The sequence below is a fragment of the Paraburkholderia sp. RL17-373-BIF-A genome, assembly GCF_046030175.1.
GTDB lineage: Bacteria > Pseudomonadota > Gammaproteobacteria > Burkholderiales > Burkholderiaceae > Paraburkholderia.
On the sequence record NZ_JARESO010000042.1, the window covers coordinates 25,050 to 38,739 of the forward strand.

Annotated in this window: 11 protein-coding genes, 1 pseudogene and 1 riboswitch; of the genes and pseudogenes, 6 read left to right on the plus strand and 6 right to left on the minus strand. The window is 66.2% G+C overall.

Translation table 11 applies throughout. From position 1 onward, the window contains the following. Positions 1-6 precede the first annotated feature (6 nt). Genes cobJ through cobG form a run of 4 tightly spaced genes read right to left on the minus strand, consistent with a single transcriptional unit; the run spans position 7 to position 4,674 of the window. Positions 7-1,719: a precorrin-3B C(17)-methyltransferase gene (gene cobJ / locus P0D80_RS35085; RefSeq protein ID WP_408290689.1), complete on the minus strand. Its 1,713-nt coding sequence runs from the start codon at positions 1,717-1,719 to the stop codon at positions 7-9. Then, entirely contained in the window at positions 1,707-2,438 is a 732-nt protein-coding gene (locus P0D80_RS35090; protein ID WP_168790346.1) for a precorrin-2 C(20)-methyltransferase, read from the minus strand. Before P0D80_RS35090 ends, cobJ begins: the two co-directional genes overlap by 13 nt. Beyond that, positions 2,439-3,065 carry a precorrin-8X methylmutase gene (locus P0D80_RS35095; RefSeq protein ID WP_408180968.1) on the minus strand — a complete coding sequence of 209 codons (627 nt, stop codon included), beginning with the start codon at positions 3,063-3,065 and terminating at the stop codon, positions 2,439-2,441. Next, positions 3,058-4,674: a precorrin-3B synthase gene (gene cobG / locus P0D80_RS35100; RefSeq protein ID WP_408290692.1), complete on the minus strand. Its 1,617-nt coding sequence runs from the start codon at positions 4,672-4,674 to the stop codon at positions 3,058-3,060. The genes P0D80_RS35095 and cobG overlap by 8 nt, the downstream gene beginning before the upstream one ends. An 84-nt stretch (positions 4,675-4,758) precedes the next feature. Next, positions 4,759-4,937, minus strand: a riboswitch (cobalamin riboswitch). Positions 4,938-5,021: 84 nt separating this feature from the next. Here cobG and cbiE point away from each other — a divergent pair. From cbiE to cobM, 4 genes are read left to right on the plus strand one after another with little or no spacing between them, the layout of a single operon-like run. Continuing rightward, a complete protein-coding gene (gene cbiE, locus P0D80_RS35105; protein WP_408290694.1) occupies positions 5,022-6,446 on the plus strand; it encodes a precorrin-6y C5,15-methyltransferase (decarboxylating) subunit CbiE in 1,425 nt (474 codons plus the stop codon). Further along, positions 6,446-7,543 (plus strand): cobalt-precorrin-5B (C(1))-methyltransferase, encoded by a 1,098-nt coding sequence (locus tag P0D80_RS35110; protein WP_132377329.1) that lies wholly within the window; start codon positions 6,446-6,448, stop codon positions 7,541-7,543. Before cbiE ends, P0D80_RS35110 begins: the two co-directional genes overlap by 1 nt. Further along, on the plus strand, positions 7,540-8,262 hold the full coding sequence (locus P0D80_RS35115; protein ID WP_408290696.1) for a cobalt-precorrin-6A reductase: 723 nt from the start codon (positions 7,540-7,542) through the stop codon (positions 8,260-8,262). The genes P0D80_RS35110 and P0D80_RS35115 overlap by 4 nt, the downstream gene beginning before the upstream one ends. Before the next feature lie 46 nt (positions 8,263-8,308). Further along, on the plus strand, positions 8,309-9,034 hold the full coding sequence (gene cobM, locus P0D80_RS35120) for a precorrin-4 C(11)-methyltransferase (protein ID WP_408290698.1): 726 nt from the start codon (positions 8,309-8,311) through the stop codon (positions 9,032-9,034). An 84-nt stretch (positions 9,035-9,118) separates the two neighbouring features. Here the strand turns inward: cobM and metE are convergent, their stop codons facing one another. Next, positions 9,119-11,413: a 5-methyltetrahydropteroyltriglutamate--homocysteine S-methyltransferase gene (gene metE / locus P0D80_RS35125; RefSeq protein ID WP_408290700.1), complete on the minus strand. Its 2,295-nt coding sequence runs from the start codon at positions 11,411-11,413 to the stop codon at positions 9,119-9,121. Between the two features lie 135 nt (positions 11,414-11,548). On the opposite strand from metE, the gene P0D80_RS35130 reads away from it, so the two are divergent. Further along, entirely contained in the window at positions 11,549-12,481 is a 933-nt protein-coding gene (locus P0D80_RS35130) for a LysR family transcriptional regulator (RefSeq protein ID WP_408290702.1), read from the plus strand. 27 nt (positions 12,482-12,508) lie between these two features. Here the strand turns inward: P0D80_RS35130 and P0D80_RS35135 are convergent. Continuing rightward, a pseudogene (locus P0D80_RS35135) lies at positions 12,509-12,727 on the minus strand (polyamine ABC transporter substrate-binding protein); the annotation flags it as partial. Between the two features lie 67 nt (positions 12,728-12,794). Between P0D80_RS35135 and P0D80_RS35140 the strand changes: the two are divergent. Beyond that, a complete protein-coding gene (locus P0D80_RS35140; RefSeq protein ID WP_408290704.1) occupies positions 12,795-13,688 on the plus strand; it encodes an AraC family transcriptional regulator in 894 nt (297 codons plus the stop codon). Positions 13,689-13,690 lie beyond the last annotated feature (2 nt).

Below are 13,690 nucleotides of genomic sequence, written 5' to 3' on the forward strand. Positions count from 1 at the left end.
GCCCACTCACTCATACCACCGAGGCGTATAAACCCACTCACGACCTTCGGCCGCGTTGCCAAACCGCCGCGTCGTCGACGACCCCACGATCACCATCGTCCGCATATCCACATCGGACGAGCGCAGTTCGCCTAGCGTGATCGTCCTCAGCGTGCTGCCGGGTCGACCGATGTCTCGGCCCAGCACAACCTGAGTTTGCGCCGCACGATACTCCCGTACGATGTCCAGCGCTTTATCCAGTTGCCATGGCCGTGCGCGCGAAATCGGGTTATAGAACGCCATCACCAGATCCGCTTCGGCGGCATGCCTCAGACGCTTTTCGATAATCGTCCAAGGCTTCAGATTGTCGGACAGCGACAGCATGCAGAAGTCGTGACCCAACGGCGCACCTGCTTGCGCCGCCGTTGCCATCGCCGCCGATACACCAGGCACGATCTTTAGTTCGACCGCCGCCCAATCCGCGTTATCCGACGACTCCAGCGCTTCGAGTGCCGCCGCCGCCATCGCGAACACCCCCGGATCGCCCGAGGACACCATGACCACCGCGCGTCCCTCGCTCGCCAGTTCGAACGCATGCCGCGCGCGTTGCATTTCCTCGCGATTGTCCGTGCCGTGAACGCGCTGGTCGGCGCGCAACGGGCCGGCCATCTTTACGTAGGTGTCGTAGCCGAGAATATCGGTGGCAACGTTGAGCGCCGTGCGAGCGGCCGGCACCATCAGATCGGCGCTGCCGGGCCCGAGACCGATCACGGTCAGGCGGCCACGCTTGCGGCCGATCGTGTCCGCATCGATGGCGAGCGGCGCCAACGCCAGCGCGACGCCTGCAACTGCATCGTTGTGCAACGTCTCATAGGGAATGCGCAGCGCGGCGTGCAGCAGGTTGGCAGGCGGCTCGCCATCTTCGGGGCGTGCCAGCGCGAAACACAAGGGCACGTCCAGGTTCGCCGCGGCTTCGGCAAGTGCCGGGTCCGCCATGCGATCAGAGGATGCCAGCAAGGCCGCGAGCGACAGCGGCGCGAGACCATGCGAGTCCAGTGCCTCGCGCACGCGCGCCACGATGTCGCCATCCACGCCCGTCACCGCCGCGACCACGCTGCGAGGATGAATCACCAGTTCATCCTCGCGTCCGTCCCATGCTCGCGGCGTCACGCGAATCGCAAGACGCGCCGAGGCGGAGCGGGGTAGTTGCGTGTCGTCGAGCCACGGCGCTTCGCCTTCGATGCGCGTGCTTTCGCCGGCCAGAAGGTCCGACACGAAGCGCTTGCCTTGGCCGATGTCGGCGAGCGTATAGCCGTCGGGCGGATTGAGCACGCAGGTGCCGAAACGCAATTCGCCGCTCGTCGTGATGGCGGCCGGCACGGCCAGCATCGCGGCAATTTCGCGCGCCATCAGGTTGACGCCGGCGAGACCGCCGAGCAGCGGCACGACCGCGCTGCCGTCTTCGGCAGCGGCCAGCACCGGCGGCTCGACGCCCTTGTTCGACAACGATGGCGCGAGGCAACGAATCACGATCCCTGTCGCGCACAACGCGACGATCGGCGTGCCGCGCGCATACAGTTCCCGCAGATGCGCGCCGAGTTCGTTATACGACACGTCCGCTTCGACGCGTCCTTGCAACGCATGCACCTGGCTGCCGGCATACAACGCCTGAATGCGCCGCGCCGTCGCCAACGCGCCCGTGCCGAGAATCACGATCGCGGGCGCGCTTATCCTTGCCATTTTTCCCCCGGCACCACGAGCAACGAGAAATACGGCGACGCCATCGGATCCACTTCGGCGAGCGGCACGATGCGTTGATTGCCCATCGTTGCGCGTTCGACGTAGAGCGCGCGGTCCGCGAGACCGAGTTCGCCGAGCACGCGCCGCACCTTGTCGAAGTTGCGGCCGAGTTTCATCACGACGGCGGCGTCGGCATCGGCGAGACGCCGGCGCAGTTCGTCTTCCGGCAACACGCCCGAGAGCACCGACAGGCTCTGGTTGCGATACACCAGCGGCGCGCCGAGCACGGCGGCGCCGCCGAGCATCGAGCAGACGCCGGGCACCACTTCGCTTTCGTAGCGCGCCGCAAGGCGGTCGTGCAGATACATGTACGAGCCGTAGAAGAACGGATCGCCCTCGCAGATCACCGCGACGTCGCGGCCCGCATCGAGGTGAGCGGCGACGACCTCCGCGGCGGTGTCGTAGAAGTCGGCGATGATCGCTTCATACGAAAGCGGCGGTTCGAGCGCCTCCGTCGTGACGGGATACACCAGCGGCAGATGCTGCTGCGCGTCGTGCAAGTGCGCCTCGATGATGCTGAACGCGTTGCCTTTCTTGCCCTTGGCGACGAAGTACGCGACCACCGGCGACGCCTTCAGCAAACGCAGCGCTTTCAGTGTGATGAGTTCCGGGTCGCCGGGGCCGACGCCGAGTCCGAACAAACGTCCTTGCGCCGTCATTTATTCGACCTCCGTGGCCAGCGCGTTCACCGCGGCTGCCGCCATCGCGCTGCCGCCGCGCCGGCCATGCACCACCACGTAGGGCACGCCGCGGCTGTCGTCCGCGAGCATGGCTTTGGATTCGGCCGCGCCGACAAAACCCACTGGAAAGCCGAGAATCAGCGCGGGTTTGGGCGCACCGGCGTCGAGCATATCGAGCAGATGAAAGAGGGCGGTCGGCGCATTGCCGATCACCACGACGCTGCCCCCCAGATGTGGCCGCCACAATTCGAGCGCCGCCGCCGAGCGTGTATTGCCGAGTTCGCGTGCGAGCGACGGCACGTCCGGATGCGCGAGCGTACAGATGACTTCGTTGTGCGCCGGCAGCCGCGCACGCGTGATGCCTTGCGCGACCATGCCGGCATCGCACAGGATCGGCGCGCCTTGCGCGAGCGCCGCGCGGCCCGCTGCGCCCGCGCCTGCGGACGATTGCAGATCGTCGATCACGTCGACCATGCCGCACGCGTGGATCACGCGCACCGCGAGTTTCTCGAGGTCGGCGGGAATGCGCGACAAGTCGGCCTCCGCGCGAATCGTCGCGAAGGATTGGCGATAGATCTCCTGACCGTCGCGAATGTAATCAAGCATCGGTGTCACTCCGGGCGAGGCGTTCGAGCATGTCGGCGGCCTGGCCGATTGTCAGTTGGCGCGCGACGCACTGGCCGAAACCGGGCTGGCCGTCGCGTCGATAAAGGTCATAGAGGCCGGGCGCGGCTCCGAGCAGCGTGTACGGTGCGCAATGCGCGGCGGCGCACGAGCGCGAGCAGCCGCTCAGATGCACGTCGACGTCCGCAGGCAGGCGGGCCGCGAGGCGCAGCGCGTCGGATTTGGTGTCGGCGAGGCCCTTCGCGCAGCCGGTTGATCCCGCGCACGCGATCAGGCGCGTGATGGCTTGCGCGGGATCGCAGGCGAGACCGAGCGTGTTTAGGGCGGACAGCACAGCCGGAACGGTATGCGTGGCGATGTCGGGTAGCAGCACGCTTTGCCAGGGTGTTAGGCGAAGCGTGCCGTTGCCGTGTTGTTGCGAAAGTGTCGCGAGGCCGTTAAGGGTATCGGCGTCGAGGCGTCCGAGCGACGGCTGGCCGCCGACGTGCCAGGTTTCGGGCACGCGTTGAGCGTGGGCGCCGAGGCGGAGTCTGGCGTCGGCTGGTGCAACGCGATGCCACTTGGCCAGCTTCGCGTTTTGCGTCAGCGGGAAGTCGAGATATCGCTGAGCGTGATGCAGTAACGCATCGACGGAATGCGCGGCTAGCAGATGGCGCATGCGCGTGGCGTCGGCGGCAGCGAGGTCGAGGAATGTGAGGAGCAGCGCGCGGACTAGTGCGGTGACTTGCGATGGAAGTATCGCGGCTAATGCGCCTGTGCCGTCTGCGTGGGGCTTGTCCGGTGCGATGCGCTCGTTGTGTGCTAAAGGGCCAGCAGACTCGCTAACAGGCGGACAACCCGCCAACCCGAACACGAACCGCACGCCATCCGCCTCTTGCGATGCCGCCAGCCACACGTCATGCGGATGATCCACTCTCGCGAGCCGCTCGCCGCCGTCCAGCAGCAGCGCGAATTTCGGCGATAGCGCCGCGAAACGCGCTTCGCTTTGTAGCATCGTGAGCAACTCGGCGCACAGCGGGCGCGTGTCGAACAGTGCGTACGGATCGCGTCCGGCAGCGGGGCTGATCATTACGTTGCGCACGTCGTCGGCTGCGGCTGCGGCTGCGGTTGCGGTTGCGGCGAGTGCGTCCGCAGCGCTCTCGCTCTCAGCTTCCGTATTCACTGCGTTCGCGATGGTTGCATCCGTCGCGTTCTCGCCTTCCGCATCCACGGCGTCCGCTATCCCCGTCTCCACAGCGTTATCCGCCACCGTCCTATCCGCAGCGTTCCCCGCGCCGGTCGCCGGCATCGGCCCGAGACCCGCATCGACCAAAGCCGCAATCAACGCCGCCTCGTCACCGTGCTTCACCCCACGCACCTGCACATTCGCCCGATTGGTCAGCCCGATCACCCCGGCCGCGTACCGCGCGCTGGCCTGCGCGATCGCCCGAGCCTGCGCCGCGCTCAACTCACCGCCGGGCAACTTGATCCGGCAAATCCCGCCGTCGCGCGCGGCGACGATGCGCAGCAGCCCCGGACACGCCGAGGGCCGCAGCGTGAGAGCCGCGTCGGACAAAACGGTGGAAGGCGAAGCTTGATTCAAGACGGACACCGGGTTTAGCGTCGCGCGACGGCCCGAGCAAGCCGCGAGGCGGGCATTGCTGCGGCATCGGTACACCCCGCCCGATGTTGGCTGGCACGAACAGTCTCGCCGGCAGGTCTCCTGGCTGGCAGGTCGTGGTCCGCCGCGGCCTTCCCGGTCGAACCAGTGGCGCGGAGCGCAGGCGGACTCGCTGCATACAGTTGCGGGGGCAGCCACAGCGGCACTGTGTTCCCTCTTCGGCCCCGAAGGGCACCGGCGGCTGTATTATGCCTTTTTTCGAACAGCACAACGAGGCTGGACGCTTTGATCGGCGTGGCACAGCGCATTATTTGAAGACACAGAATGAGGACGGATGCATGCCGGCGTGGCTGACGGTGGTGGGCATAGGTGACGACGGCTTCGCCGGTTTGGGAAGGCCCGCGCGGCGTGCTTTGCTGGAAGCATCAGTGGTGTACGGCGGCGAACGCCATCTGGCGATGCTGCCCGCGCGCCTCGCCGCGCGCCGTGCCGCGTGGCCGCGTCCGTTCGATCTCGCGCCGCTGCTCGCCGAGCGCGGTGGCGCCGTGTGCGTGCTGGCGAGCGGCGACCCGATGCTGTTCGGCGTCGGCGCGACGCTCGCGCGGCAATTGCCGGCGGGGGAGTTGCGGGTGCTGCCCGCGCCCTCGTCGTTGTCGCTCGCGGCCGCGCGCCTCGGCTGGCCGTTGCAGGACGTCGCGACGGTGTCGCTAGTGGGCCGGCCGTTGCCCACGCTGAACGCGCATCTGCACGACGGCGCGCGCCTGTTCGTGCTGAGCGCGGACGGCCGCACGCCCGCGGCGCTCGCGGAACTACTGAATGCACGCGGTTTCGGGGCGACCCGCATGAGCGTGCTGGAACACCTGGGCGGCGAGTTGGAACGGCGCATCGACGGCCGCGCGGATCAGTGGTCCGCGGCCGAGGTGGCCGCGCTGAACCTGATCGCGCTCGACTGCCGTGCCACTGAAGGCGCGCCGCGTCTGCCGCTGACCTGCGGTTTGCCCGACGACGCCTTTCGCCACGACGGCCAGTTGACCAAGCGGGACGTGCGCGCGATCACGCTCGCGCGCCTCGCGCCGACGCCGGGCGAATTGCTGTGGGACGTGGGCGCGGGCAGCGGCTCGATCGGCATCGAATGGATGCGCGCGCATGCCACCTGCCGCGCGATCGCTATTGAAGGACACGCGGAGCGGCAACGCTTTATCGAACACAATCGCGACGCGTTGGGCGTGCCGGGACTGCAACTCGTAGCGGGCCGCGCGCCTGAAGCGCTGCAGGGGTTGCCGGTGCCGGACGCCGTGTTCATCGGCGGCGGCGCGACGGCGCCGGGCGTGCTGGAGGCTTGCTGGGCCAGGCTGCGCGAAGGCGGCCGGCTGGTCGCCAATGCGGTCACGTTGCAAGGCGAGGCGGCGTTGGTGGCATGGCGCGAGCGGCATGGCGGGACGTTGACGCGGATCGCGTTGGCGGATGCGCAACCGCTCGGCGGTTTCGATACGTGGCGGCAGGCGTTGCCGATTACGCTGTTGGAGGTGACGAAGCCGGTCGGGGGCGGGGACGTGAACGCCGCTGGAACCGCTAACGCGATTGACGCCGCGACTGCCGAGAGTTTCACGAACGCTACCAACGTTAAGACCGGCACGAACGCCAAGAACGACGCGAACGCCAAGAGTGCCACGAACGCCGTGAGCTCCACGAGTGTCACGAACGAAGCGAAAGCGACGAAAGGCACAAGCACCACCAACACCGACTCACCGCAAAAACCCTGATGCGCGAAGAAACGCCCGAACACCCCGCGCCGCTGCGTAGCGGCTACACGACCGGCAGTTGCGCCACCGCGACGTCGCTGGCGGCGGCGCGTCTGTTGCTCGCGGGTGTCGTCAGCGAGGTCGCGGAGATCGTGTTGCCGAAGGGCCAGCATGTGCCAATGCCGCTGGTGTTCTGCCGCCTGATCGACAACGGCAGCGGCGGCGCCGAAGCCGGCACCGTCAAGGACGCCGGCGACGATCCCGACGTCACGCACGGCGCGGTCGTCTTCGCTCGCGTGCGCCTCGTCGCCGAACCGGGCGTGATATTTCGCGCGGGGCCGGGCGTCGGCACGGTGACGCGTGCGGGATTGACGCTGCCGGTCGGCGAACCCGCCATCAACCCGGTGCCGCGCAGAATGATGACCGAGCATCTCGCCGAACTCGCGGCGGAGCATGCGTATGGTGGCGGCTTCGAAGTGACGATCGGTGTGGAAGGCGGCGAAGCGCTCGCGCTGAAAACGATGAACCCGCGCCTCGGCATTCTCGGCGGGTTGTCGATTCTCGGCACGACCGGTATCGTGCGGCCTTTCTCCTGCTCGGCGTATATCGCGTCGATCCATCAGGGTATCGACGTCGCGCGCGCGAACGGCTACACGCATCTCGCCGCCTGCACCGGCAACGCGAGCGAGGACGCAATGCGCGCGCATTACGGCCTGCCGGATATCGCATTGATCGAAATGGGCGACTTCGTCGGCGCGGTGCTCAAGCATATGAAGCGTGCGCCCGTCGAGCGCCTGAGCGTGTGCGGCGGCTTCGGCAAGCTCAGCAAGCTGGCGGCGGGGCATCTCGACCTGCATAGCCGCAATTCGAGCATCGACCTCGAACGGCTCGCGCAATGGGCCGCCGAACAGGGTGCCGACGACGCGCTTCAGGCTGCGATCCGCGCGGCCAACACAAGTCAGCAGGCGGTTGCGCTGGCGCGCGCGCAGCAGGTGCCGCTCGGCGATATCGTCTGCCGGCATGCGCTGGCGGTGGCGCGCGAGATCGTGCCGCCGCAGGTCAACGTCGAAATGTTCGCGATCGACCGCCAGGGCTTGCTGATCGGAGCCGCGCAATGAAGCGGATTCTGCTGCTCGGCGGCACCGGCGACGCGCTGCGGATCGCGCGGCAACTCGGCGCTGATCACGTGTATAGTCTCGCCGGCCTCGGCAAGGTGCCGGACGATCTGGCGTGCACGGTGCGCGTGGGCGGCTTCGGCGGCAGCGAAGGCATGGCACGCTACATCGAAAGCGAAGGCATTGGTCTCGTGATCGACGCGACACATCCCTATGCCGCGCAGATCAGCGCGAATGCGGCGCAGGCGAGCCGCGCCATGCGCGTGCCGTATTGGGCGCTCCGCCGCCCGGCCTGGCAGCCGCAAGCCGGCGACGACTGGCGCATGGTCGGCAACTGGAACGAGCTCACGGATGCGCTCGCGCCGTTCAGAAAGCCGCTCTTCACGCTCGGCCGCGAGCCGCTCGCGCATCTCGACGAGATTCCCCCGCATCAGTTCTGGATCGTGCGTTGTCTCGAAGCACACGCAGACACACCGCGTGCGCGGATACTCGCGGCGCGTGGTCCGTTCACGCTCGAAGGCGAGCGCGCGTTGTTCGCGCTGCAAGCATTCGACGTGGTCGTCAGTAAAAACAGTGGCGGCAACGCAACCGAGGCGAAACTCGAAGTCGCGCGTGAACGCGGTTTGCCAGTTGTGATGCTGCGCCGACCTGAGTTGCCGGCGGCGGAGCGGGAATTCGAAAGCGTTTCAGATCTGCTCGACGCGCTGCAAGCCGCAGCCTGAATCGTGCATGCATGCCATGCGGCCTCAACGAATCATGGAGTAGTGAATGACGGTGTTTTTTATCGGTGCGGGTCCTGGCGACCCGGAACTGATCACGGTGAAAGGGCAGCGCCTCGTGCGCAGCTGTCCGGTGATCCTGTACGCGGGTTCGCTCGTGCCGGCCGCGGTGCTCGAAGGTCACGTGGCGCAGCAGGTCGTCAACACCGCCGAGCTCGACCTCGATCAGATCATCGCGTTGCTCGCGGCGGCGTATGCCAAAGGCCAGGATGTGGCGCGCGTGCATTCCGGCGATCCGTCGTTGTACGGCGCGATCGGTGAACAGATTCGCAGACTGCGCGAACTGAAGATTCCTTACGAGATCGTGCCGGGCGTCACCGCCACGGCGGCAAGCGCGGCGGCGCTCGGTTGCGAACTCACGCTGCCCGACGTTTCGCAGACGCTGATCCTCACGCGCTTCGCGAGCAAAACCAGCATGCCCGAAGGCGAACAACTGGCCGACCTCGCCCGCCATCGCGCGACGATGGCGATTCACCTCGGCGTGCGGCACCTTGCGCGCATCGTCGACGAATTGCGGCCGCATTACGGCGGCGCGTGTCCGATCGCTGTGATCTATCGCGCGAGCTGGCCGGACGAGGAGAAGATCACCGGCACGCTCGACGACATCGTCAGCAGGGTGCAGTCGACATCCATCGAGCGGACCGCGTTGATTCTGGTCGGACAGGTGCTCGCCGCGGAAGGCTTCGCGGACTCGACGCTGTACGCGAAAGACTGAACCTGTCTACGTGAAAAAACCCATCCGCGCGACACGAAACAACGCACGGATGGGCGACCAACGCCAGATCAACGGCTGATCCTCTTACGCCGTCAATGCATCCGGCTGCCTCGCCGCCAGCTTCGCACGCAATGCCTTGGCGGCCCGAACCATATTCGTCAGCGCCGCTTCCGTTTCCGGCCAGCCGCGCGTCTTCAGCCCGCAATCCGGATTGACCCACAGGCGTTCGGCCGGAATCACTTCGCACGCGCGTTCCAGCAGACGTTGCATGGCTTGCGCGTCCGGCACGCGCGGCGAGTGGATATCGTAGACACCCGGGCCGATTTCGTTCGGATACGCGAAGGCGCCGAAGCCGTCGAGCAGTTCCATCGCCGAGCGCGAGGTTTCGATGGTGATGACGTCGGCATCCATGGCGGCGATCGACGGCAGTATGTCGTTGAACTCCGAATAGCACATATGCGTATGAATCTGCGTTTGATCGGCGACGCCCGCTGCGGAAATGCGGAACACACGCGTGGCCCATTCCAGATAGGCGGCCCAATCGGCTCGACGCAACGGCAAGCCTTCGCGGAAAGCCGGTTCGTCGATCTGGATGATGCGAATGCCGGCCTTTTCCAGATCCACGACTTCGTCGCGGATCGCGAGCGCGAGTTGCAGTGCGGTGCTCGAGCGCGGCTGGTCGTCACGCACGAACGACCATTGCAGCATCGTCACCGGGCCGGTCAGCATGCCTTTCATCAGACGCTGCGTGAGCGACTGCGCGTAACGCGTGGTCTCGACCGTCATCGGTTCGGGACGGTAGACATCGCCGTAGATGATCGGCGGTTTCACGCAGCGCGAGCCGTAGCTCTGCACCCAGCCGTTTTCCGTGAACGCATAGCCCCACAACTGTTCGCCGAAATATTCGACCATGTCGTTGCGTTCGGCTTCGCCATGCACCAGCACATCGAGACCTAACTCTTCCTGTTTGCGAACGGCGATCTCGATCTCGGCGCGCATGCGCTGCAGATAGTCGAGCGCGCGCAGTTCGCCGCGTTTGTAAGCGGCACGCGCCTGGCGGATCGCCGGCGTTTGCGGGAACGAGCCGATCGTGGTGGTCGGCAGGAGCGGCAGACCGAGCGCTTCGCGCTGCAGACGATTGCGTTCGGCAAACGGGCTTTGCCGGTCGGCCATCGCACTGCTCACCGCGGCCACGCGTTTTTGCACGAGCGCGTTGACCACCGCGCTGGAGTGGCGGCGCGCTTCTAGCGCGCGGTCAGTGGCGGCGAGTGTGGCTTCGGCTGCCGCGGGATCGCGCAAGGCGAGGGCGAGCGTGGCGACTTCGTCGAGCTTCTCGGTGGCGAAGGCGAGCCAGGATTTCAGATCGGCGTCGAGTTTCTTTTCCGCGTCGAGCGAGACCGGCACATGCAGCAACGAGCACGACGACGAAACCCACAGCCGTTCGCCAAATTCCGCATGCAATGCCTGCAACGATTCGACGATCTCGCCGAGATCCGCGCGCCAGATATTGCGGCCATCGATCACACCGGCCGACAACACCGCGTGCGCGGGCAAGGCCGCGCGCCACGCGTCGAGTTGCTGCGGGGCGCGCACCAGGTCGAGATGCACGCCGGCGACCGGCAGCGCGGCCACACGCGGCGCGTGCTCCGCGGCGCTTTCGAAGTACGTGGCCAGCAGCACTTTCACACCCGACGCGCCGAGCACGTCATACGCGGCGGAAAACGCGTCGAGCCATTCAGCGGGCAGATCGACGCACAAGGCCGGCTCGTCCAACTGCACCCATTCGATGCCGCGCTGCTTGAGCTTGTCCAGCAGACGGCTGTAGCGGATCACGAGCTTCGGCAGCAACGACAAGCGGTCGAAACCGGCGACATGGCTCTTCGACAGCCACAGGTAAGTGATCGGGCCGATCAGCACCGGCTTGACCGGCAAATTCAGCGCGAGCGCTTCATCGATCTCCTCGAACAGCCACTCGACGCCGCCGTCGAAACTCGTCTGCGGGCCCAGTTCGGGGACGAGGTAGTGGTAGTTCGTGTCGAACCATTTGGTCATTTCCATCGCCGGTTGCGCGGCGTTGCCGCGCGCGAGCTCGTAGTACTGGGCGAGCGACAGCGCCTTCGGATCGAAGCCGAAACGCCGCGGCAATGCGCCGAGCAACGCGCTCAGATTGAGCATCTGGTCGTAGTAGGCGAAGTCGCCGGCGGTGACGAAATCCAGCCTGGCATCCTGCTGCAATTGCCAATGACGGGCGCGCAGTTCGCGCGCGACGCCACGCAGATACTGTTCGTCGGATTCGCCGCGCCAGAACGATTCCTGCGCGAATTTCAGTTCGCGCTGCGCGCCGATGCGAGGAAAGCCGGGAATATGCGTGCGGGCCATGTGAAGTCCTGTTGTTCGTTGTGTGAATTGGCGCCCAGTGTGAAAGTCACGCTATGATTCATCAAGCGACATGTTTTCACCAATGTATGAGCCAGATTCATATCCAACCTGATTCGTTTAACGCGGAGCCGTCCCATGCTTGAGCTTCGCCACTTGCGTTCGCTGATTGCCATTGCCGATTCGGGCAAGCTGGTGGCGGCCGCTGAGCGCGTGCATCTGAGCCAGTCGGCGCTGTCACATCAGATTCGCGATATCGAGGCGCACTACGAGGTGTCGCTGTTCGAGCGCACCAAACAGGGCTTGCGCTTTACCGCTGCCGGCGAGCGGCTGCTAGCGCTCGGCCGCGAGACGATCGCGGCGGTGAGTGCGGCGGAGCGCGATCTCGTGCGTCTGAAGGGCGACACGCGCGGCGAGTTGCGCATCGTGCTGGAATGCCATACCTGCTTCGACTGGCTGATGCCGGTGATGGACGAGTTCCGCCGGCGCTGGCCGGAAGTCGAAGTGGATCTGGTCGCCGGCTTCCACGCTGACCCGTTGCGCTTGCTGAGCGACGGCAAGGCCGATGTGGTGATCGGCTCGAAACCGGCCACGCGGCGCAGCCTGCATATCGCGCCGCTATTCCGCTTCGAGATTCTGGTGGTGATGGCCAACGAGCATCGGCTGCGCAACAAGCGCCGGGTGGTGTCGGACGATCTGCGCGACGAGACGTTGATTACCTATCCGGTGCCCGAGGCGCGCATCGATCTGATTCGCCAGGTGCTGGAGCCGGCCGGTATCAAACTCGAACGGCGCACGGCGGAGCTGACCATCGCCATCATGCAACTGGTGGCGAGCCGCCGCGGGATCGCGGCGCTGCCGAACTGGGGCGTGAAAAATTACGTCGACCACGATTACGTGCTGGCCAAACGCGTCGGCACACAGGGACTGTGGAGCGAGCTGTACGCGGTGGCCGCGAAAGGCTTCGCGAGCCGGCCTTATTTCGATGATTTCGTCACGATCGTGCGCGATACCTGCGCGGCGCAACTCGACGGCATCGAGTTGCTCACGGCGGAAGGCCAGGCGGCCTGACGGCCGCCCGGTCACTTCAGCGGTACATCACGAACCCGATTTCAGCTGCGCCCACAAGCGGCCTTCCAGACGCTTGATCTGCGCGGGCAAGGGCTTGAGCAGAAACAACGTTTTCAGCACGGGCTCAGGCGGATACACGGTCGGGTCGTTGAGAATTTCCGGCCGCACGAATTTGCGCGCGGCGGCATCCGCGCTCGGGTAGAACACGGTGTTGGTAATGTCGGCGTGCACTTCGGGGCGCTCGATCACGCGCCGCCTAAAATTTCGCAAGCTCTGCACCGTCTTGCGGCAGCGACGCCGCTATCCTAGCGCCATGATGAAGCCCAGCACCGAACGTGACTACCGCCGACGGATCGCCCGCGTGGTCGAGGCGATTCTGCTCGAACCCGGCGCGCACCACACGCTGGAGAGCCTCGCCGCGGTGGCGCATCTGTCGCCGTTTCATTTTCATCGCGTCTACCGCGCGCTGACGGGCGAGAGCGTCGTGGAGACCGTGCAACGCCTGCGGCTTGCGCAAGCGGCGCAACGGTTGACCGATGCCGCCGCGTCGGTCACCACGGTCGCGCACGATGCCGGCTACAACAGCCCGCAGGCCTTCGCGCGGGCGTTTCGCGGCTTCACCGGTGTTTCACCGAGCGAGTTCAAGGCGCGCCAGAAACGTCTGGCGGCGCCATACACGGGCAGGTCGGCGGACGCACCGCTCGCCGCGTCACGGAACAACGCCCCGCCTCCGGCGTTGCCTGCCGTCGAACTCACGGAGATCGCGCCGTTCGACGTGCTCAGTCTTCGGCATGACGGGCCGGTTGCGACCATCGGCCAGACCTTTCGCTCGCTCATGACGATGCTGCATTGCGACGAAAACGCGGCGATGGATCAGCGCGTGGGCATCTGCGTGCGCGATCCCGCGGTAAAGGACAGCTTCAGCTATCGCGCGGCGATTGTCGCGGGGCCGCATGCCGTGGCCGTCGAGATGGACGCCGCCGTCGAACCCTTGCGGCTCGAAGGCGGACTGTATGCGGTGCATCGGCTGATCGGCCCGTATGCGCTGATCTCGCCGACCTTTCGCGCACTGTACGGCGGCTGGCTGCCGCAAAGCGGCTTTCTGCGCGACCGGCGTCCCGCGCTCGAGTTGTATCGCAGTCCGCTGGTCGCCGGTTTGCAGCAGACGTGCGTGACCGACCTGATGATTCCAATCCGCAAGGACTGACC

Bases quoted from the DNA above. Each gene is read 5' to 3' on its own strand.
- cobJ (WP_408290689.1), bottom strand. From the start codon at position 1,719: ATGGCAAGGATAAGCGCGCCCGCGATCGTGATTCTCGGCACGGGCGCG.
- P0D80_RS35090 (WP_168790346.1), bottom strand. From the start codon at position 2,438: ATGACGGCGCAAGGACGTTTGTTCGGACTCGGCGTCGGCCCCGGCGAC.
- P0D80_RS35095 (WP_408180968.1), bottom strand. From the start codon at position 3,065: ATGCTTGATTACATTCGCGACGGTCAGGAGATCTATCGCCAATCCTTC.
- cbiE (WP_408290694.1), top strand. From the start codon at position 5,022: ATGCCGGCGTGGCTGACGGTGGTGGGCATAGGTGACGACGGCTTCGCC.
- P0D80_RS35110 (WP_132377329.1), top strand. From the start codon at position 6,446: ATGCGCGAAGAAACGCCCGAACACCCCGCGCCGCTGCGTAGCGGCTAC.
- P0D80_RS35115 (WP_408290696.1), top strand. From the start codon at position 7,540: ATGAAGCGGATTCTGCTGCTCGGCGGCACCGGCGACGCGCTGCGGATC.
- cobM (WP_408290698.1), top strand. From the start codon at position 8,309: ATGACGGTGTTTTTTATCGGTGCGGGTCCTGGCGACCCGGAACTGATC.
- metE (WP_408290700.1), bottom strand. From the start codon at position 11,413: ATGGCCCGCACGCATATTCCCGGCTTTCCTCGCATCGGCGCGCAGCGC.
- P0D80_RS35130 (WP_408290702.1), top strand. From the start codon at position 11,549: ATGCTTGAGCTTCGCCACTTGCGTTCGCTGATTGCCATTGCCGATTCG.
- P0D80_RS35140 (WP_408290704.1), top strand. From the start codon at position 12,795: ATGATGAAGCCCAGCACCGAACGTGACTACCGCCGACGGATCGCCCGC.